Below are 19,929 nucleotides of genomic sequence, written 5' to 3' on the forward strand. Positions count from 1 at the left end.
GGGTCGAAAAACGCCTGAGCATTGAAGCTGCGCGCGCGGTAACCGCGCGAATAGTTGGCGTAGACCATGTTACCGTGGCCAAGCTTGTAGTCGACGCCGACCTTGCCCGACACATTGTTGGTCTTGAAGCGCAACGACGACAGCGGAATGAGATTAACGACCAGCACATGGTCGGGGCCGAGCGCGTCGGAGCGGAAATTGGTCTGCTGGCCGGTGTCGTTGGTGAAGCGGACTCCGCCGCGCAGGGTCAGCCGGTCGGTCGCTTTGAAATTGACGTCGGTATAGCCCGCGTAGCTCCTTTTCAGCTGGTCGAAACTATTGTCGAACAGGCAGCCAAGCGGGAATCCAATCGCGCAATCGTTGGCGGTCACACCTGGCAAGCCGTCGCTGTTGATGTCCTTGCCGATTTCGAAGGTGGTCTGGTTGAAGACTTTCTCGCGGTTGTAATAGGCGCCGATGATGAAGTTAAACGGGCCATCGAAGTTGCTCGTCAGGCGGAGATCCTGCGCGATCTGGGTGGCGCGATCGACGTAAGGGATTTCGAGCAACTGGATGGCCTGGCCATCGGTATCTTCGTAGAATTTAAGCCGGCCCTTGTCCCACGACGTGATGCTGGTCAGCGTCAGGCCGCGAGCGACGTCGATGTTGCCCGTCAGCGAGACCGAGGTGGTCTTGGCGATGCGCCGGTCGGTGACGTTGGCGGCGATCTGGCGGCGGCCAAGACCAGGCCGGACCACGGCCTCGGGCTGCGCGTAGATGCCGTAGTTGCGCGGGTTCTGGTAGCTCGTCGCCGCGCGCAAGATGAAGCGCACCCCGGCAGACGGCTCGAACAGCAACGAGCCGCGAACCGCATATTCGCGAACGCTGGCGAGGTCGGGCTTGCCGGGGAGGACGTTCTTGAACCAGCCATCGGCGCGGGCGAAGGTGCCCGCCACGCGCAGCGCCAGCGTGTCGCCGAGCGGTATGTTGATCGCGCCGTTGAAATCGGTGCGATTATAATTGCCATATCCGATGTTGAGGTAGCCGCTGGCCTCGTGGAGCTTCGGTGCGCGGCTGATCAGATTGACTGCGCCGCCGGTGGTGTTCTTGCCGTACAGTGTGCCCTGCGGACCGCGCAGCACCTCGACCCGTTCAAGGTCGAACAGGGCGACGCCGAGCAGCGCGAAATTGCCCTTGTAGACCTCGTCATAATAGGTCGCGACCGGGCTCGCCTGGTTGAGGCTGTAGTCCGACATCGACACGCCGCGCAGGGCGAAGATCGGGGTATTGTCGCCGACGGTCGAGGTCAGCTGGAGGTTTGGAATCTTGGTCACGAGCTCATCGACCTGGGTAACACGGCTCTTCGACAGCGCGTCGCCGGTGATCGCCGAGACCGAGATCGGGACCGACTGGAGGTTCTCGGACCGCTTGGCCGCCGTTACGATTATCTCGTTGGGGTCGGCTGCGGGATTGGCCGGGGCAGGCGTTTGAGCGGCTGCGACGCTGGCCAGCGCGATCAGTGGCAAGGCCACAGTGGCGCGGAGCGGGATGATCAGAGTCCGGTAATTTGTCACGTGCATTCCCCCTGTTCGCCCGGCGTTTTTTAGCGTTTTTCCCCGGGCAATCGGGCCACAAGATCGGCCCTCGTCTTCGAAGCGTCGGCGCGCAGTGGCGACTTGCGGAGGCGGCCGATCTCGGCCGCGTCATAAGGGTTGAAATTGGCGGGGACGTGCGCGCGGTCGAACCGGTACAGCGTCCAGTTGAGCAGGTCGGCGAGGCGCTTGTCGTCGAGGTCGGTGGTCGCAACGCCGGGCACGCGGCCGAGGTAATCGCGGCCACCCGGTGCGGCGAGGAAGCGCGCGACCTGACCGGTCAGCGGCGGGTTGGAGGCGGCGTCACCACTGCCGTCGGGGCGATGGCAGCCCTGGCATTTGAGGATATAGTCGTTGTGCGCCTGGGCCGGGCTCACGACGCCGCGCATCGGCGCGAGCGAACCCTCCCCGCCGGTCGCCGCGATCGCGAACAGCGCGCCGCATGCGATCATCAAGGCGAGAGATGGACTCATTTGCCTCCGGCGAGGGGATGGAGCGCGGCGACGGCGGACGAGTTGAGCGTGGCCCCGCTGGCGCGGATCCTGGTGACCTCGGCCGGGGTAAACGGCTTATAAGTCTTGCCGGCCTTGGCGAAGCCGGTCGCGATGAAGTTGAGGACGTTGGCGACGCCGGCATCGTCGAGTTGCTGTGGCGGCATCGCCCCTCGGTAGGTCTTGGCGTCGATCGTCAGCGTGCCCGACACGCCGTGGATGACGACCAGCGCGAGGTAGCGGCGCCCGGCGGGGTTTGCCAACAGCCGCTTGAAGTCGCCGTCGAACGCCGGGAAGGTGCCGGGTACGCCGGTGCCGGTCGGCAAATGGCAGGCGGCGCAGCGAGCGTAGATCGTCTTGCCGTCGGGCGACGCCAGAGCCGGGGCGGTGAACGAGGCAAGCATGAAAGCGACGAGCGGAACGGCGCGCATCAGCGCGGTTCCATCGCGACGCCGAGCAGGACGGCGGTCGAGCAATTATAGACCTGGCTGGCGGTGCCGAGGCACCAGTTGGTGTCGTTGTTCGATTGCGGGCGGACCGGCGGGCGGTCGCCCTCGTTGCGGTTGCACAGGCACTGGCCGCACGAGCTTTTGCCGCAACAATCATTGTAGCTGATGATGTAGGCGCGCTTGTCGGCGGGGTTGGTGCAGGTCCCGATCCAGGTGATAGGCGACATTTCTGTGCCGGGTGGGCAGGTGCTGACGGTGCCGCCGCAGCAGGTGCAGAGGAAGCCGTCGATCGCGCAATAGCGCCAGTAATCGCATTGGCTGCGGTCACCCGGGTCCTGCATATTGCCTGAAGTCACCGGAGGTCTACCGGCCGGGTTGCCGCCGGCGTGGGCGCCTTGAGCATTGGCGCGGGACACCGGGAGGACCGGGATGACCGCCGCCCCGGTAATCGCCCCGCCGACCCAGGCGAGCAGGCTGCGGCGCGAGGTGGCGCGGGCGACGCCGCGCGACAATCGTTCGGCGACGCGGTCGAAATCAGCCATTGGTTACGTCCTTCGATCGCGCGGCGAGATAGTCCTGAAGCGAGGCGACGCCGCGTTCCTTGGCTTCGAACAGGCTTTCGAGATGCTCGCGGCTGTTGACGAGGCCGAGGCTGGCGACGCGGCCGGCCTCGTCGATCAGCACCGCATAAGGCAGCTTCGAGACACCGAACGCGCGGCCAAGGTCTTCCGACAGGACGAACGGAATTCCGGCTAGCTGTTGGGCAAGGATCATTCGCCGCTGCGCCGGCTCGTCGCCGTCGCTTGCCAGGACAACGTCGAGCCAGTCGGACTCGGCGCGGGCGGCGGACTTGAACACCGGCAGGAGCGACTTGCACACCGGGCAATCGGGCGAGACGAAGAAGATCAGCTGGCTGCGCGCGGCGCGCTGGCCGCCGATTGCGATTGTTTCGCCGCTGAGCGTCGGAAGCTCCATTGCCGGGGCCGCGTCGCCGGTGGTCAGATTCTGATGAAGCGTCAACGCGCCGGCGGGAGCGATCCGTTCGTGGAGGATGCCGACCTGGCGGGCGAGTGCGGCGACCAGCGTGCCGAGCACCAGCACGGCGATCCACAGCAGGATTTGCGAAGCAAGCATCAGCCTTCACTCCAGGCGGGGCGGGGGATCGCGATCAGTTCGTCGGCGGCGAAGTAGAGTGCGAGCAGGGCTGCGGCGGCGAATGGGGTGAGAAGAGTCGCGGGCGTGGCCGGCACAAACGCGACCAGTACGGCGAAGGCGGCGAGCAGCCCGGCGCGGGCCGGGTGAAGCGCGGTGATCGGCTTTTCGCTGCGTTTCAGCGAGCAGCCGCAATCGAGCCGGCTGCCGATCCGCCTTGCGAGGAGCAGCGTGTAGCCGGACCACAGGACCGCCGCGAGGAGAGCGCCGATCGGGCGGGTGTCGGGGAACAGCAGCGCCAGCGCGGCGGCGAGCTCGACTGCGGCGGCGGTGTTGCTCAAGGCCTGGCCGAGCGGTTGCGGAACGCCAGCAAGGCGGGCGGCGGCTTGTCCGAGCCGATCGCGTGCGACGATCTTGTGACCCGCGGACACGGCGAGGAGCAGGGCGAGGAATAACGCGAGTTCGGCCATCGTCACATCGCCGTCAGGGTGATCGGATTGAGCGCGACCCGGTTACCGAGCGAGTGGACGAAGGCGCCGCTGGTCGCGTCATAGACGTCGATCGCGGCGTCTCCGCGCGCGACGACGAGGTGCGGCCGGTCCTCGCGGGTCACTTCGATCGAGGTGCCGCCGCCGTCCCTGAGCGGGATCGCGGCGACGCGGGTCTTGCTTGCCGGATCGAACACCCAGACCTGCGTGCCGCCGTCCTTGTGGCTGCCCTCCTTGCCCGCCGGACTCATTAGCACATAAAGCCGGCCGGCGGCGTCGCTGGTGATCACCTGCCACCCGCTCGGGCGCCATTCGGGTGCGGCGCCGGGCGCGGTGCCGACGGAGAAATCGCTATCCATCGGCCTGACCGACGCGCCCGAGAAATCGAACCCGCGCAGCATCCCGCCAAACGTCACGAACCAGCCGGTGCGGCCGACCATCGTCGGCATGGCGAACATCGCCTGGCGGTCGATGTCGTGGATCGGCTTGGTCGTGGTCGTCGCGGCGACCTTGCCCACCGCATTGAGCGCGATGCTGGTCATTGTCCCATCGGCGCAGAAGGTGGTGAAGCCGCGCGGGCCGGTGGGATAGACCATCGAGCAGCCCGGCAGGTCGATCGTGCCGAGCAGCTTGCGGCCGACGAGATCGACCACGGTCACCGAATGGGCCGGGGTGAAATTGGTGACCAGCGCCCACTTCTCGCCGTTGGTGAACTGGAAGGTGTTCTTGTAGGTGAGTATCTGCTGGCGCTTTCCGCCGGGAAGGACGATCTCGCCCTTCGACTTCAGCGTGGCCTTGTCCCAGATAGTGATCGCATCGGTCCGCGCGCCTTCCGACAGGCGGGCGTAAAAGCTTTCGGCGGTGTAGATTTCGGGCCGGCTCGTCGCGATCAGGGTCTCGGCGAATTGCGAGGCGCGGAACATGCCCTTGAACGGCTGCGACGGTGAGGTGACGTCGACCACCACGCCGCGGCCGTCGACGATCGAATTGAAGTTGAAGTCGCCGACGACGACCCAATTGTGCGGATAAACCGACGGAAGAGTGGCGCTCGAGCCGGTCTCTTCGGCGAGCGGCTTGTCGAACGGGGCGGCAGCCAGCGGACTCGCGGCCAACGCGAGTGTCGCGGCAATCACCAAGGAACCGGATCGCCTGACCATTCGGATAGCCCCCCGTCAGCGGTGGGAAATCCACCGTAGCGCTGAAGTTACTGCCTGAATCGGAAACTAGTCAAGTGACCAAATTTGGTCGCTAGACAAGTTTTTGCAAAAAGCTTTTTTGTCGCTACGGCGGGTCGCATGCCACAAGATATTCCGCTTAAATTCCAGGTACCCGACCTCGATATTCCAGAGCGCGAAGGGGGGTATGCGCGCGGCCGCGACGGCTATGAGCAGATCCTGCGGGCGGCGCTAAACCTGCTGGTCGATCATGGTCACCAGGCGATGACGATGCGCCGGATCGCGGCGACGTGCGGGCTAAAGCTCGGCAACGTCACCTATTATTTCCCGACTCGCGAGGAGCTCGTCCGGGCGCTGCTCGACGCGATCATTCGCAGCTACATCGTCCAGTTCGAGGCCATCCAGCACGAGGAAGGAGCGAGCGCCGAAGCCCGGCTCGAAGAAATTTGCACGCTGATTCTCGAGGACATCCGGACCAAGAAGACGAGCCACGTCTTCCCCGAATTATGGGCGATGTCGAACCACGACCCGTTCGTGATGGAGCGCGTGCAGGAACTTTATGTGCGCGCCCGGGCGGTGCTCAACGAGCTGATTGCCGAGCTTAATCCGTCGCTGCCAGATGAAGAACGCGAAGTGCTGGCGCTATTCATCTCGGCTTCGATGGAGGGAATGACGATGTTCGCCGGTTACCGCAAACCGTTCGAGCCGCGCATGCGCTGGATCGAAAAGATCGCCGCGAAGAGCTTCGTATCGCTGGCGCGAACGCTTACCAGCAGCGAACTGAGGGACGGCTAACCCGGAATTCCTGGCACGCCAATCCGGGTGCCTTTGCGCGGCGGATGCCACCGAGGCGTTCCCTGCCCGGTGAACTCGAGGCCCAGATCGAGGCGTTCGTTCCGCACTGCAACCACCAAGCTTCCACGATAGCCTGCGCAACGTGACGCCTGCGGATGGCTGCTTCGGACGGGCCGATACCATCATCCGCCAACGCGAAGGGATGAAGCCACTGACGATCGAACAGCCTGCAAAAAATCCGCAGCTCGGGCCGGATCTTGCTGCTGCACTGACGCTCGGGCTAGGGCCGGATCGGGGAGATTGCCGATGAAAATGATCGCGATTTTTGCGTGGCTGGTGCTCGGGGTGCTGCCGGCGCAGGCGGGGTATGCGCAAGCGCCGGTCGCAGTGGCGTCGAAGGTGCGCTATGAATTGATCGGGCGCTATGACACCGCACGGCTCGACACGATCCTGTCGAGCGAGCTTGCGGCGTTCATGGCGAGTTCGACAACGCCCAGGGCGTTCGTCGGCAAGTTTGCGCGCGCGAAATATGGCGTGCGGCTGTACCGCGTGACCTATGCTTCGGTGGTGCCCGAACTTGGCAACCGGCCGACGGTGGCATCGGGGCTGGTCGCGGTGCCCGAAACCGGTTCGCATGGACGGCAGACGCTTCCGGTCGTTTCGTACCAGCACGGCACCGTGTTCGATAAGGCGTGGGTCCCATCGCAGCCCGAAAATTCGGCCGAAACGCGGATCATGATCGCGGCGTTTGCTGCGCAGGGCTATGTGGTGATTGGCGCGGATTATTTCGGGCGCGGCGTTTCGGATCTGCCCGATTCGTATCTCGTCAAGGCGAGTACGCAACAGGCGACGACCGATATGCTGTTTGCGGCGCGCGACGTGCTCGGTGCGCTCGACGTCACGCCGGGCAAGCTGTTCGTCAGCGGCTGGTCGCAGGGCGGCTGGGCAACAATGGTGTTTTTGCAGAAGCTCGAACAACTCGGGATCAAGGTGACGGCGGCGGCGGCGGCGAGTGCGCCCGTCGATCTGTATCTGATGACCAATCGCTGGATGAACAATCCTCAGCCCATCGATCCGGTGTATTTGCCCGGCTGCGCAGCGTTGCAGCTGTTTGCGCAGCAATATTATCTGCAGGCGCCGGGGTTGGCGGCGTCGGCAATCCGGCCGGAGTTACTGGCATGGGCAGCGGGGCTGTATGATGGCAGCGTGACATGGGAGGCGTTTGCGGCGGCGACACCGTCGAAGCTTGGCGCGTTTATCCGCCCCGAATTTGCCGCGAGCGGGTTGACGGGCCAGACGCCGTACTGGCGAGTTTTGCAGGACAGCCAGGGCTATCGCTGGAAAAGCGTGACGCGGTTGCGGACTTATTATGGCGGGCGCGACGAGGTGACGCCCGAGTATATCGGCAAGCTGCCCGTAGCGACGCAGGCACTGGTTGGCGGCGCGGCGGCGCAGGCGATCGATGCGGGGGCGGACGCCGATCATCGCGGGGTGTTTGTGTTCGGGGTGCTTGACCAGAAGCGGTGGTTCGACGCGCTGCTCGATTGACCTTTCACCTGACGAACGTCTCCCTTGGCAAGATCATCCACTTCGGGCCTTGATGCGCAGTGCATCCCAGCTGGCATCGCCATGCCAGCCGCCATCCACCGGCAGGCTCACACCGTTGATGAAACCGCTGCTTTCCCCGGCCAGGAAGACAATTGCCGAGGCAATGTCGTCGGGACTGGCAAAGCGGGCCATCGGTACCCGGTTGATGATGTCCTGATCCGAATAGGATCCCGAGCCCTGATCGGCGACGTCCATTTCCGTTTTGATCCAGCCCGGGCAAACCGCGTTGACCCGCACCCCGCGCCCGCCCCACTCGGCAGCGAGTGTGCGCGTCAAGCCGATCAGGCCATGTTTGGAGGCATTGTAGGCGGCGCGGTGGATCACCCCGCCGAGTCCGGCGATCGAGGCGACATTGACGATACTGCCGCTACCCCGCGCCAGCATCTGCCGGCCAAACGCCTGCGAAAGCAGGAACGGCCCTTGCAGATTGACCGCCATGACCGTCTGCCACTGCTCGAGGCTGGTCGTCTCGGCCGGTGCGATGCAGCTAATCCCCGCATTGTTGACCAGCACGTCTGCCGCGCCGTCGCTCGCGGCAACGCAGGCGGCGAGCTCTGCGATAAAGTCCGCAGACGCTATATCGCCACTTATTCCCTCGGCGCTGAGACCCTCCTCGCGCAAGCGGTCCACCAGTGTATCGAGCGGCTGGCGATCGGTCAGCACGACATGATAGCCGCTGCGCGCCAGCATCTGGGCCGTTACCAGACCAACACCCTGAGCGGCTCCTGTGACCACGGCTGTCTTCATCACTGCGCTCCTGCTGGCATATGCTCCTTGCGGCAGCCTTAGCGCGGGCGAATGGTGAGTCTAGCGCAGGCAGGCCGGCTGTTGAAAGCAGGACGTATGTCTGCTCGTCAGCCTACCTCGACTTCTTCACGGCATGCTCCTTCTTCAAACAGGATCACAATGCCGGAAAACTAACCTTCAAACTGGCTGAAAAATCAGGGAGGACGTCATCTTCGACATGCCACCTGCCGCCCTTCACGCCGTATCCGCTCATTCCCAGCCCCTCGGATTGCACCGTCGACTCAGTCGTGCCGTAGCAAAAGCGATGACCTGTGCGGCTAGCAGATGCCGGTAGGTGCGATTGGCGAGAACGGTCAGGCGGCCAGTCACCTAGGCCATCGCCCCGTACAGCGCGAGTGATGACCGTCAGCGAAGACAGGCGCGCCCGAGGTGCTGGGCAGGGTCACCGGATGGCGATGGCGGAGCGCAGAGCTTGGCGCGACGGTGAGCCTTGACAATAATTAAGCAATCTCTAAATTAGGATTATCTTATAAAAAGAGCGATGGTCATGATACCTCCCAAACTCGCCCGATTTGCGGGTCAGGCTGCCGAAGCAGTCGCCGTGCTCAAATCGATTGCGCACGAAGGCCGGCTATTGGTGCTTTGTTATCTGAGCGAGGCTGGTGAGCTGTCGGTCGGAGAGCTTGTCGATCGGATCGGTCTCAGCCAATCGGCCCTGTCCCAGCATCTCGCCAAGCTTCGTGCCGAAGGACTGGTCGCGACCCGCAAGAGTTCGCAGACGGTTTATTATCGAATCGCGGAGCCGCGGGTGCTCGCCCTCCTCGCCACTCTTCATGACCTCTACTGCCCGGCACTCGGCCGTGCTGAAAGCGGAGCCCAGATATGACAGACACCCCCATCGCCAATGCGACCGCCCTGGTCGATGCGGTCATGCGCGGATCGATTCACGCACCGCAGGTCACGGCGTTCTTCGACGAGCCGACCTTTACCATCAGCTATGTGGTCAGCGATCCCCTGACCAGGCAGGCGGCGGTCATCGACAGCGTGTGGAACTTCGACCACGCGTCGGGCCGGACCAGCTTCGCGTCGGCCGATGCGATCATCGCCCATGTCGAGGCCGAACGGTTGACGGTGGCCTGGATCCTCGAGACCCACGCTCACGCCGATCACTTGTCGGCGGCGCCCTATCTTCAGGAGAAGCTGGGCGGGAAGCTCGCCATCGGGCGCAACATTACCACGGTCCAGAACGTCTTCGGAAAAGTCTTCAACGAGGGCACCGAGTTTGCCCGCGACGGTTCGCAGTTCGATCGCCTGCTTGATGACGGCGATACGCTAATGATCGGCGGGATCCCGCTGATCGCGCTTCACGTCCCCGGGCACACCCCGGCCGACATGGCCTATGTCGTCGGCGACGCGCTGTTCACCGGCGATACGTTGTTCATGCCCGACTATGGCTCGGCGCGGTGCGATTTCCCCGGCGGTAACGCGCATCACCTCTACCGCTCGGTCCGCCGCCTGATGCAGCTGCCCGACGCCACGCGCGTATTCCTATGCCATGACTACAAGGCACCGGGCCGCGACGACTATGCCTGGGAGACCACCATTCTGGCCGAGCGTACCGCCAACGTCCACATTCATGAGGGGGTTAGCGAGGACCAGTTCGTGGCGATGCGGACGACACGCGACGCGACGTTGTCGATGCCCAAGCTCATCCTGCCCGCGCTTCAGGTCAACATTCGCGCAGGGCACTTGCCCCCGCCCGAGGAAAATGGCGTTCGCTACCTCAAGCTGCCGCTCGACCTGCTGTGATGCTCGGTGCCTTTCCTTCCGCCCAGCCGCTGCACGGACTGATCGGCGGCCTGCTGATCGGGCTTGCCGGGGCGCTAATGCTGCTGGGGCTCGGCCGCATTGCCGGCGTGTCGGGCATCGCCGCGCGGGCGAGCGGGCTCGGCGGTGAGATGCCGTTGGGGACGGCGTGGGCTTTCCTGTCTGGGCTACCCATCGGAGCGTTGCTGATTGCGCGCACGACCGACTGGCAGCCTGCAGACTTCACCACAATGCCATTGCTAATCGCAGCCGGACTTCTCGTCGGGTTTGGCACGCGCCTCGGCAGCGGCTGCACCAGCGGGCATGGCGTCTGTGGGATCAGCCGGCTGTCGCAGCGATCGCTTGTCGCCACCGCGACCTTCATCACCGCGGGAGTGGCTACGGTGTTCGTCCTTTCGCACATCGGAACCGGCCGGTGAGCGCGGCACGCCGCCTGATCCCGGCGCTTGCGGCAGGGACGCTGTTCGGCGCCGGGCTTACTGTTTCGGGCATGACCGACCCGCAGCGTGTGCGTGGTTTCCTCGACCTGTTCGGGCAATGGGATCCGACGCTCGCCTTCGTCATGGGCGGAGCAGTGCTCGTCATGGCCGTCGCCTGGCGCCTGCGAAGGCAAATGGGGCACCCGCTGTTCGCCGAGAAGTTCGTCCTTCCCGGCCGCTCGGACCTCGACGTCCGGCTGATCAGCGGTTCCGCGCTGTTCGGCATCGGCTGGGGCCTTGCGGGGCTGTGCCCGGGTCCAGCGATCGCCTCGCTCGCCCTCACCCCCGCCGCGGTCCTGCCGTTCGTTGTGGCGATGCTTGCCGGCATGGCGATCCATCGCCTGCTGCCCCGCTCCACTCCCTCCCTGATGCAAAAAGGTGCCGCATGAATTTGAAGCCCCTATCCCCCGACCTGTCGGTGACACCGCAGATCGAGATCGCTGAGGTCGCCGACCTTGCCGCGTGCGGGTTCAAGTCGATCATCGGCAATCGCCCCGAAGGCGAGGGGCCCGACCAGCCGGCGTGGTCCTCGCTCGTCGCCGAAGCCGAGCGACACGGGATGTCGGCCCGCCAGATCCCGGTGGTTCCCGGGCAGATCGGCGCCGACGACGTGGAATGCTTCGCCGATGCGCTGCGCGACTTGCCGATCCCGATCGCCGCTTTCTGCCGGACCGGGACTCGCTCGGCGATGCTGTGGGGACTGGCCAATCCGGACGGATTGAGCGTCGACGAGCGGATCGCCGTCGCCGCCGCTCAGGGCTATGACCTCGCACCGCTGCGCGACCGGATGGAACGCTGATGCTCACCACCTTCCAAATGATTCTCGGCGCTCTGTCCGGTAGCCTCGTCGGCTTCTCGCTCGGACTGGTAGGCGGCGGGGGATCGATCCTCGCGGTGCCGCTGATGGTTTATCTCGTCGGCATCAAGAACCCCCATGTCGCAATCGGGACCAGCGCACTGGCAGTTGCCGCGAACGCCGCCATCGGGCTCATCAACCATGCCCGGCAACGCACAGTCGTCTGGCGTTGCGGGCTGATGTATGCTGCCGCCGGCATCGCCGGTGCCTTCGCTGGTTCAACCGCCGGCAAGGCGTTCGACGGGCAGCGCCTGCTGTTCCTGTTCGCGATCGTGATGGTCGTCGTCGGGATCCTCATGCTGAGGGGACGCCGCAACGTCGGGGTCGAGGGTGCTGCGTGCGACCGGACAAACGCGCCCAAGGTCCTGTCCTTTGGGCTGGGCACGGGACTCTTCTCGGGCTTTTTCGGGATCGGCGGGGGCTTCCTGATTGTTCCCGGCCTCGTCGCATCGACCGGCATGGCGATGATCAATGCGGTCGGCACCAGCTTGGTAGCAGTCACCGCCTTTGGCCTCACCACCGCGCTTAACTACGCGGGCTCAGGCCTGATCGACTGGACACTAGCTGCGGTGTTCGTTGCTGGCGGCATCGTCGGTAGCCTGGCTGGCACACGGGCTGCCAAGCGGCTTTCGACCGGCGGCCATCTGACCAGCGTCTTCGCCGCGCTGATATTCCTCGTAGCCGCCTACATGTTGTGGAAAAGCGCGGCGGCTATCTTCTGAAGTAAACGGGCCGGTTTGCCGACAGCAGCCCCATCAGCGGCGATCTGACAAACGGAACGAGGACCTACGAATTGTCTTTTCGCAGGACAAAATAACGGCGGTTGCCACCTTTTCATTGCGGTACCGGACATAAGACTGCGACCGTTTCAGACCGGAAAATAGCGGAAACGGTCAACCCAGCCATGAGCCAACGTTGTTTGCTTTTCGCGAACCGATGACGGCTTTCAGGCGCGACCATTGTGACCGGCAACGACCGATACTGGGCGCAAATCTACCGGACGGCTTAATTTCGCAGATTGTAGCCCCGACCGGTTTTAGCTTGGAGCGCACAGAAAACTGGTATTCTCTCCTAGGGCCGCAACGCCATCGAGCGGATGTTCTGCCGCCTCAAGGACTGCCGACGCCTCGCTACCCGCTACGACAAACTCGCCGCCAATTTCCTCGGCAACATCCACCTCGCCGCCACCATCATCTGGTGGTTATGAGTCTTGGCCCTAGAGTGCCGATGCGCATAGCGGACATTCAACGATGATACGGTCCCTGGCTGCTTTGCGGCCAACTCTCGTCGTTTAGAGCGGTAGTTGCTACACCCGAAAGCCGCCGAACAAACCATAGCGGGGGCAACGATTTTCTTGATGCGCCGGTTGACTTCTCACAGCCCCCCATGCCCGTCGTACCATGCCAACCATCGCCGCATCCGGTCTGCCAGGAAGCTCGGTCGTTTGAGGCCGTGAAATTCTCCGGGATAGATCACTAACTCGGCGGGGATATTGCGGCTTTTCAGTGCCTGATACATCTGCTCGGAATTGAGCAGCGGCACGTTGAAGTCCTTCTCGCCGCCCATGAACAAGGTGGGCGTGACGATGCGGTCGTTGTGATAAAAGGGATAGCTGACCTTGAGCCATTTATCCATGTTCGCCCATGGCGTTCCCAATTCGGCTTCATAATCGCGGATATATTGGTCGGTGCCATAGCCGGCGAGCGCGTTGCCGATGCTGGCGCCACTGACCGCCGCCTTGAAGCGCGTGTCGGAGGCGATCAAATAGTTCGTCAGCATCGCTCCGTATGACCAGCCGCCGACGTAGAGTCGCCCCGGATCGGCGATCCTGCGTGCGACCGCATCGTCAACGGCAGCCAATGCATCGGGCACAGCCGGCCCGCCCCAGTCGCCGAACAAGGCCTTGGCGTAGGACTCGCCGCGTCCGGTGCTACCGCGGGGATTGGTCGAAACGACGGCGTAACCGTGCCCGGCAAAGATCTGCCAGCTCATGTTGAAGCCGGCGTCGAATTGCGCCTGCGGCCCGCCGTGGTTGAAGAGCACGGTCGGCAAGGGTTTGGCCACGGCGCCGGGCGGGATGACGAGAAAACCGTGCACCGACGTGCCGTCTTTCGAAGTGAGCACCGTACGGGTAACAGGCGCGATGGCGACGTCCCGGAGCCACGCGTCGTTATGATGGCTGAGTTGGCGCAATGCGCCGCCGCGCTCGACCGCGTAGACTTCGGGCGGTGCCGACGGTGTGCTCACCAGCACCGAAAGCGCGTCGCCCTTTGCGCGCGATGGCGCCGAAAATACGCGAAAGCCATCCGCCACCGAGCGCACCGTGCCCCCCGCCGCGCCGACCTGCGCGATGCGCACCGTCTCGTCATCCTCGACCATGAAGCGGATCGACTTGCCATCGGCGCTCCAGACGGGATCGGAGACGTTGCGGTCGAGCGCGGGGGTCAGTACGGTTGGCACGCCTCCGTTGGCTGGAACCACCGCCAGCGTGTGGACACCATAGGAAAATAGCTGCGGGGGCCCACCCTGCAGGTAGGCGATGCGGTTCCCGTCGGGGCTCCACGCCGGATAGCTCGACCATTCGGGCGAATTATCGGCGCCGCTGAAGGTCGTGAGGCTGTGCGGCTCGACCGGGGCAGAAGCGACCGCGGCCAGATAAAGATTGCTGTCATAGTTTCTATCGGGATCGACGTCGCGGTGCGAGGTGAACGCAATGCGCGTGCCGTCGGGAGACCATGCCGGCAGCTGCTCGTCAAAGTCACCTGTCGTCAGTCGTCGCGCGACATGCGTGGCGATGTCATAGATCCACAACCGCTGGCGGCGGGTCCGCAGGTAGCCGTCGATGTCTTGTTTGAACTGGAAGCGATCGATGACGATCGGCTTTGGCTTCTCGTCATCATGCTTCTTTGTCTCGGCCTCCTCGGCACGACCTCGCGCGGCTGGCAAGGCGACCGACGGATCGGTAATAAGCGGGCTCGCGGTGCCCGGCTTGGCCGGGGAAGGCGTCGTCGTATCGGCATCAGAATCGGCATCGGCTTTTTTGTCAGGGTCGGGATCCAGCACGACCAACGCGATCGTCCTGGAATCGGGCGACCAGGCGATGTCGCTGACCGATCCAATGATTCCGGGCAGGCGCGCGCCTTCGCCCCCAGCGCGATCCATCAGCCACAGCTGGTCGGCATCGTGCGCATCGCCTCGCGACGAAATGAAGGCGAGAAAGCGACCATCCGGACTGAAGCGCGGCTTGGCTTCGCTTTCGCCCTTGCGGCTGGTTAGCTGGACGGTGCGGCTGCCGTCCCAGCGCGCCATCCACAAATGCGAGTTGGTCTTGTCGCCCTTCACGTCGGTGGCCGACACGGTGTAGGCGACCCAAGTCCCGGTGGGATCGACCTGCGGATCGGCGACACTCTTGACCATCGCGATATCGTCGGGCCCGATTGGCCGGGTGCCAGCGAGCGCTGTTCCAGCCAGCAGCAGCGAAACCACCAGCGAACTGGCAAGCGTCCTTGGTCGGGGCATCCGAATTTCCTTTGGTTCGATAGCGCAGCGTAAAAGATCGTCTGTTGATTGACGTCGTTGGGCCCGACGCGAACTGCGCCACGCTACCTTCGCGCCGGGCACCCCTCGGTCGCAAATGTTCTAGAAAAGATTTCCCAGTTTTATCTTGGCGCCAGCGTAGAAATACCTCCCGATTGCGCTGACCGGATAACCAAAGCCTGCCGCGATATCGGGTTGCTGATCGGTGAAATTATTGACCCCGCCGTAGAGAGTGAAGCGTTTTTGTACATCGAAGCTCAGTTGAATATCGTGTTCCCAGCGCTCCTTGTACATGACGTAGCGCGGGTCATAGTTCGGATGCGCCGCTTGCTGTATCATAGTATATCGCTCGGTCTTCCCCTGCCAGGCAAGGCCATAGTTGATCGTGAGCGGCCCATGAAGCCAGCTGACGTCCAGGTTGCCGCTATATTTGGGGCGATAGGTTCGGTTACGCTGTTGTTCTGGCTTTCCTCCAACAGTTGCGAGGAAGGTGAGATCATGCAGGTACCCCCCTGACAGGCGAAAATTCAAGCGGCCGAATGCCGGTGACACATTGAGCCGGTAGGCCGCGCTGAGTTCAAGACCCGACGTCTTGAACCCGGCGACATTCAACGTTTGGGTCGTGTATGAATTGATGAATCCAGTGGTTGGCGACCGAGTGAAGCCGTTGCAGAAAACATTCTGGAGCGTGGACTGGTCAACGCAAAGCTTGAACACTTCGTTGACGTCGGGCGTGTTGATCGCATTCGTCAACTTGATATCATACCAATCGGCGGTGACGAAAAACCCGGGCAGGAAGCGCGGTCGAAGAACGATGCCCGCCGTCCACGTTTTCGCCGTTTCTGCCTGCAGGTTGGGGTTTCCGCCTGACAGGCCGGGCTGGCTCGTGCTCTGCCTGGGGTCGGTTGATGGACTGAACGCCGCGATCTGTCCCGGACTCAGCCCCAGCGCAGTCAACGTCGCCGTGCAGTTTGCCGCACGGTATTGAGTTCCCTCAGGAAGGTTCGTCGGATCGCACGGATCATTCAGGAAGGTCTGAACGCCCTGCCGCGGGCTGAATAACTCGGTAATATTGGGTGCACGGACCGCGCGCGAAACCGTGCCACGGAACGTGATGTCGCGCACTGGCGAATAAGTCCCGTCTATTTTCCAGGTGGTCGTCGATCCGATCGTCGAATATTTGGAAAAACGAATGGCGCCTCCGAATGATAGATCCTCGGCGAAGGGCAGATGGGCAAGCAGCGGGACGTTTATTTCGCCATAGGCTTCCTTGACGTCGAATTGGCCACCACTCGGGAGGGTCTGGTTCCCGCCGTCGAAGAAGCCGCCTTGGGCGAACGCCGATGGCGTCGAACGGGTTTTCTCCTTGCGATATTCGGCGCCGAGCGCAAATCGGATGGGGCCCCCAGGCAGGCTGAACAGGGGACCGAGATCCCCGGACACGGATCCGGACGCCACTCGCTGGTCGCTCGAGGCGCGGGTGACGTCGTTAACGAACGCGAATTTTTGCCCGGCTTCGGAGCTGTTGCCATAACCGAGCAGCGTGAGCGGCGCACATTCTCCCGGCTTGAAGCTCAACGGGGCGCCGGAGACCGGAGCGCCCGTGATGTTGGCGATTCCGGCATAGTTGTTCGCGTCGATGATTGTTTCGCCAGGAAGATTGATCCGGCACGTCGGTTTGCCTGTCACCGGGTCGATCACTGCATCGACCGCTGCATAGTAACGGTCGGTCAAGCGGGTGTTGCTCGACGTCAGGACGGACGTTGAGCGACCATAGACGTACGAAAGCTCGTATTTCAGATTGCCGCTTCGATCGCCTTCACTCAGCGATCCGTTCAGGCCAATCACGCCGCGGTAAGTCTTTCGCCTTGCCGATTGCGACTGCACCCCCAAATCAAAATTGTCGCGGCTGACAAGCGCGCCAATCGGCGCCGCCGTGCCGAACCGCTGCTGAAGATAGTAATTGTCAGGTGTCAGAAAGGTAAAGAAGTCAAAGGACGGTTGGACGACTGTAAATGCACTAGTGTTGACGTACTTTCCTTCAACGAATACCTTCAACGCCGATGAAAATTCGTATCCTGCTAACAAGTTTACGTTATGTCGCTCGATCTTCGGTTCAATGTCACCGAAATACCCCGCAGTAGGCGTGTTCGACGTGCTGTTGTAGGCTCTGCCCCCGCTCCCGGGGATTTGAATGCCACGGTCGTAAGGCCGACCGTCCCCATCGAAATTCGGCACGAACTGAAACTCAGTCGCATTCGTGTCGGGGTTGAAAACGCCGATATCGACTGCCCCGTTGGGCGCGCTATCCGACCAGCTCACGTTGGAGTAAATTTTGTCGTAAGGGAGACTGAGATTATTAGTCCCGTCAGACTGGGTTGGGTTATCGACGTTCCGCAACAATTGCAGGTTGCGCGCAGGATTGCCGAGATAATCGCGCTGGCGCTGATTTAAGCGGTCCGATTTATTATATTCGTAGGCAAGAGTGACGTTTCCGCGCTTGTCAGCGAAATTGTGGCCGAGAACGACCGAGCCATAGCGATTGCCGGCATCTCCGCGTGACGAAATCCCCGACTGAAGGCGCGCGGACAATCCTTCGAAATTTCGTTTCAGCCGGAAGTTGACGACCCCCGTGACGCCGTCCGCGCCGTAGATCGCCGAGACGCCTCCGGTCAGGATATCGACGCCCTCGATCAGATCGACCGGAATCGTGTTGATGTCGACCGAATTCTCGCCCGAAAAAGCGTTCACGTGCCGACGGCCGTCCACCAGAACCAGGGTGCGCTGCGAGCCGAGGTTGCGCAGGTTCAGGACGCTCGTGCCGACGTTCGCTGGACTCGATGATCCTCCATAATTCTGGTAATTCGAACCGGCATTCGAGCCGCTGGTCAAAGACCCGACAAGTGCCGGGGAATCGACCAGGATCGAAGTCACGTCGGTTTTCCCGGACTGCTCGATCATCTGCGAAGATACCGATGTCACCGGATTGGCGAACTCGATTTCAGGGCGCGCGATGCGCGTGCCTGTCACGATGATGGCCTGGCGGTCTTCGCCCGCGGCCTTTTCCTGGGTCGACGGGGCTTGCGCGTATACGGGAGCCGCAAGCATCAACCAGGAAAGTGTGGATGTCCCCGAAATCAGCCGGATCAACGTCACGATTTTCATCAAAGCCCCCTTTTTGCCGTTTTAAACCGGCCTGGGTCCCGTTCTGCAACTGTATTGCGTGAAATCAAGTTGATTTTTGCATCGCAGCAGAGAATTCCTGGGGCCAAGACTCATAACCACCAGATGATGGTGGCGGCGAGGTGGATGTTGCCGAGGAAATTGGCGGCGAGTTTGTCGTAGCGGGTGGCGAAGCGCCATCTCGCTCTCTTCATCACTGGAAAGCTTGAATCACATCAAAACAGTGATGAAAATCCCCTTGATGGGTCCCGGCCCTAAATCGCTCAATCAGCAAACAGCCATGTTTTCTCAAATCGCCTCTCCCCGCACCTAGGCGCAGGTTGGAGCGTGCTTTCGCTACAACGCAAGTCGAACTGGACGTTGAAGTTCGCGCAACCGTTGCTCGGTCGAATCAGCAAGAGGCCGGATTGTAGCTAGAAAGGTGGACCGCCCGCGCTTCCATTGATCTTGTTCAATAAGATCAACGGTTTAGACAGGGTGTTGGCGGTGGAACCGGTCACCCGCGAACCCCTCTCATGACCAAAAATTCCCGTGATACGGGAATTTTCCCGGTCGAGAGTGAGCACTTCGATCACGGATGTTGTGGATCGGCGTTCAACGCGGGACCTCCGGTTATTATGGGCTAAGTGTCTGAGTGACTGACCGAAAACGTGCTCCAAAGGGGGTTCCTTGCGGCGCCGATTTTGTACTGTCCAGTTTCTCCTTGTTGTGCCCAATCAATGAGTTGAGAGGCGCGAGATGGGGTTCCGCGTTGGACGCCGGTGCACACTCCTTGGTATCCCGATCCAGGCGACCGACAATGATGTTCTCCGGCTCGAGACCGCGGTCCTGCTGACCCGCTCCGGACGAGCGATCCGGATAATTCAGAACGATGGCCGACTCATTCGATCCACAGTCGACCTCACACTCGTCCGATTGATCGTGAAAGCCAGAAGCTGGTGGCAACGCCTCCAACTGGAGCGTGGCCTGACCGTCAGCGGACTGGCGGCGAGCGAAGAAGTCACCCAGTCCTATGTCACCCGCATCCTGCGGCTCGCGTTCCTATCCCCGGATGTCGTGAAGTCCATCATGTCCGGTAGACAGCCCGCCTGGCTCGACAGTGGTTCACTGTGCAGCAGGGACTCCATCTCGCTCGACTGGAATCAGCAGACGCAGACTTTCCTGCTCGGACGAGCTTCCTGATCGTCAGCAGCGCGGGCGCCTCTCGCGCGTTCACTGGGACCGCGTGCCCTGATGGACCGAGTCCATCGGGGCTTTGCTTGACCGCGCGATGTTCGCTTGGCCCGCGACCCACCTTCTGAAAAACGGTACTGTCCGAATTGCCCCGGGAGAATCGCCCGCCATTTGGGCGAAGTTGCCCGCCTGCCCCGGCGCTCCGCGGTGCCAGGCACCCGCGACAATGGCGCACTTCCGCGGGACGCCTAAAATGCCAGAAAATGATGTAATATTAATGACTTAGCGGTGGCGGAGACGGAGGGATTCGAACCCTCGGTACGAGTAAACCCCGTACGGCGGTTTAGCAAACCGCTGGTTTCAGCCACTCACCCACGTCTCCAGACCGCGCAGCGAGG

The 19,929-nt window shown here is 62.6% G+C and carries 19 protein-coding genes, 1 tRNA gene and 2 pseudogenes; 10 read left to right on the plus strand and 12 right to left on the minus strand.

Annotation, left to right across the window (positions count from 1 at the left end; translation table 11 throughout):
- From Q0R27_RS11275 to Q0R27_RS11305, 7 genes are all read right to left on the minus strand, one after another.
- A partial coding sequence (locus Q0R27_RS11275) for a TonB-dependent receptor (RefSeq protein ID WP_293944768.1) occupies positions 1-1,553 on the minus strand: 1,553 nt, incomplete at its 3' end.
- A 29-nt stretch (positions 1,554-1,582) separates the two neighbouring features.
- A complete protein-coding gene (locus tag Q0R27_RS11280; RefSeq protein ID WP_293944770.1) occupies positions 1,583-2,044 on the minus strand; it encodes a cytochrome C in 462 nt (153 codons plus the stop codon).
- Positions 2,041-2,493 carry a cytochrome c gene (locus Q0R27_RS11285; RefSeq protein WP_293944788.1) on the minus strand — a complete coding sequence of 151 codons (453 nt, stop codon included), beginning with the start codon at positions 2,491-2,493 and terminating at the stop codon, positions 2,041-2,043. Before Q0R27_RS11285 ends, Q0R27_RS11280 begins: the two co-directional genes overlap by 4 nt.
- A complete protein-coding gene (locus Q0R27_RS11290; RefSeq protein WP_293944790.1) occupies positions 2,493-3,053 on the minus strand; it encodes a methylamine dehydrogenase light chain in 561 nt (186 codons plus the stop codon). The genes Q0R27_RS11285 and Q0R27_RS11290 overlap by 1 nt, the downstream gene beginning before the upstream one ends.
- Positions 3,046-3,645, minus strand: coding sequence for a redoxin family protein (locus Q0R27_RS11295; RefSeq protein WP_293944792.1), 600 nt, complete (start codon positions 3,643-3,645; stop codon positions 3,046-3,048). Before Q0R27_RS11295 ends, Q0R27_RS11290 begins: the two co-directional genes overlap by 8 nt.
- Positions 3,645-4,133, minus strand: coding sequence for a MauE/DoxX family redox-associated membrane protein (locus Q0R27_RS11300; protein ID WP_293944794.1), 489 nt, complete (start codon positions 4,131-4,133; stop codon positions 3,645-3,647). Before Q0R27_RS11300 ends, Q0R27_RS11295 begins: the two co-directional genes overlap by 1 nt.
- 2 nt (positions 4,134-4,135) lie before the next feature.
- A complete protein-coding gene (locus Q0R27_RS11305; protein ID WP_293944796.1) occupies positions 4,136-5,308 on the minus strand; it encodes an amine dehydrogenase large subunit in 1,173 nt (390 codons plus the stop codon).
- 138 nt (positions 5,309-5,446) lie between these two features.
- Here Q0R27_RS11305 and Q0R27_RS11310 point away from each other — a divergent pair, with 138 nt between their 5' ends.
- Positions 5,447-6,121 (plus strand): TetR/AcrR family transcriptional regulator, encoded by a 675-nt coding sequence (locus Q0R27_RS11310; RefSeq protein WP_293944798.1) that lies wholly within the window; start codon positions 5,447-5,449, stop codon positions 6,119-6,121.
- A gap of 306 nt (positions 6,122-6,427) precedes the next feature.
- Entirely contained in the window at positions 6,428-7,669 is a 1,242-nt protein-coding gene (locus tag Q0R27_RS11315; RefSeq protein WP_293944800.1) for a hypothetical protein, read from the plus strand.
- 33 nt (positions 7,670-7,702) lie between these two features.
- Here the strand turns inward: Q0R27_RS11315 and Q0R27_RS11320 are convergent, their stop codons facing one another.
- Positions 7,703-8,476 (minus strand): SDR family oxidoreductase, encoded by a 774-nt coding sequence (locus tag Q0R27_RS11320; RefSeq protein ID WP_293944802.1) that lies wholly within the window; start codon positions 8,474-8,476, stop codon positions 7,703-7,705.
- A gap of 541 nt (positions 8,477-9,017) precedes the next feature.
- On the opposite strand from Q0R27_RS11320, the gene Q0R27_RS11325 reads away from it, so the two are divergent.
- The 7 genes and pseudogenes from Q0R27_RS11325 to Q0R27_RS11355 form a co-directional block, all read left to right on the plus strand.
- Positions 9,018-9,362 carry a metalloregulator ArsR/SmtB family transcription factor gene (locus Q0R27_RS11325; protein WP_293944807.1) on the plus strand — a complete coding sequence of 115 codons (345 nt, stop codon included), beginning with the start codon at positions 9,018-9,020 and terminating at the stop codon, positions 9,360-9,362.
- Positions 9,359-10,285 (plus strand): MBL fold metallo-hydrolase, encoded by a 927-nt coding sequence (locus Q0R27_RS11330; protein ID WP_293944809.1) that lies wholly within the window; start codon positions 9,359-9,361, stop codon positions 10,283-10,285. The genes Q0R27_RS11325 and Q0R27_RS11330 overlap by 4 nt, the downstream gene beginning before the upstream one ends.
- Positions 10,285-10,722, plus strand: coding sequence for a YeeE/YedE thiosulfate transporter family protein (locus Q0R27_RS11335; RefSeq protein ID WP_293944811.1), 438 nt, complete (start codon positions 10,285-10,287; stop codon positions 10,720-10,722). Before Q0R27_RS11330 ends, Q0R27_RS11335 begins: the two co-directional genes overlap by 1 nt.
- Complete coding sequence (locus tag Q0R27_RS11340) at positions 10,719-11,171, plus strand: YeeE/YedE family protein (RefSeq protein WP_366080270.1); 453 nt, start codon at positions 10,719-10,721, stop codon at positions 11,169-11,171. The genes Q0R27_RS11335 and Q0R27_RS11340 overlap by 4 nt, the downstream gene beginning before the upstream one ends.
- Positions 11,168-11,581, plus strand: a complete 414-nt coding sequence (locus Q0R27_RS11345) for a TIGR01244 family sulfur transferase (protein ID WP_293944814.1) — start codon at positions 11,168-11,170, stop codon at positions 11,579-11,581. Before Q0R27_RS11340 ends, Q0R27_RS11345 begins: the two co-directional genes overlap by 4 nt.
- Positions 11,581-12,360 (plus strand): sulfite exporter TauE/SafE family protein, encoded by a 780-nt coding sequence (locus Q0R27_RS11350; RefSeq protein WP_293944816.1) that lies wholly within the window; start codon positions 11,581-11,583, stop codon positions 12,358-12,360. The genes Q0R27_RS11345 and Q0R27_RS11350 overlap by 1 nt, the downstream gene beginning before the upstream one ends.
- A gap of 356 nt (positions 12,361-12,716) precedes the next feature.
- Positions 12,717-12,845, plus strand: a pseudogene (locus tag Q0R27_RS11355) (transposase); the annotation flags it as partial.
- Positions 12,846-13,012: 167 nt separating this feature from the next.
- On the opposite strand, the gene Q0R27_RS11360 reads toward Q0R27_RS11355, so the two are convergent.
- The 3 genes and pseudogenes from Q0R27_RS11360 to Q0R27_RS11370 all read right to left on the minus strand — a co-directional run.
- Positions 13,013-15,157, minus strand: a complete 2,145-nt coding sequence (locus Q0R27_RS11360; RefSeq protein ID WP_293944818.1) for a S9 family peptidase — start codon at positions 15,155-15,157, stop codon at positions 13,013-13,015.
- Positions 15,158-15,277: 120 nt separating this feature from the next.
- Positions 15,278-18,340, minus strand: coding sequence for a TonB-dependent receptor (locus Q0R27_RS11365; RefSeq protein ID WP_293944820.1), 3,063 nt, complete (start codon positions 18,338-18,340; stop codon positions 15,278-15,280).
- A 110-nt stretch (positions 18,341-18,450) separates the two neighbouring features.
- Positions 18,451-18,552: pseudogene (locus Q0R27_RS11370) on the minus strand (IS5/IS1182 family transposase); the annotation flags it as partial.
- 544 nt (positions 18,553-19,096) lie between these two features.
- On the opposite strand from Q0R27_RS11370, the gene Q0R27_RS11375 reads away from it, so the two are divergent.
- Positions 19,097-19,540 (plus strand): hypothetical protein, encoded by a 444-nt coding sequence (locus tag Q0R27_RS11375; RefSeq protein ID WP_293944821.1) that lies wholly within the window; start codon positions 19,097-19,099, stop codon positions 19,538-19,540.
- A 280-nt stretch (positions 19,541-19,820) separates the two neighbouring features.
- Here Q0R27_RS11375 and Q0R27_RS11380 read toward each other — a convergent pair.
- A tRNA-Ser gene (locus tag Q0R27_RS11380) sits at positions 19,821-19,913 on the minus strand.
- Positions 19,914-19,929: the final 16 nt, after the last annotated feature.

It is taken from the genome of Sphingomonas sp., assembly GCF_025362505.1.
In the GTDB taxonomy this organism is placed as follows: domain Bacteria; phylum Pseudomonadota; class Alphaproteobacteria; order Sphingomonadales; family Sphingomonadaceae; genus Sphingomicrobium.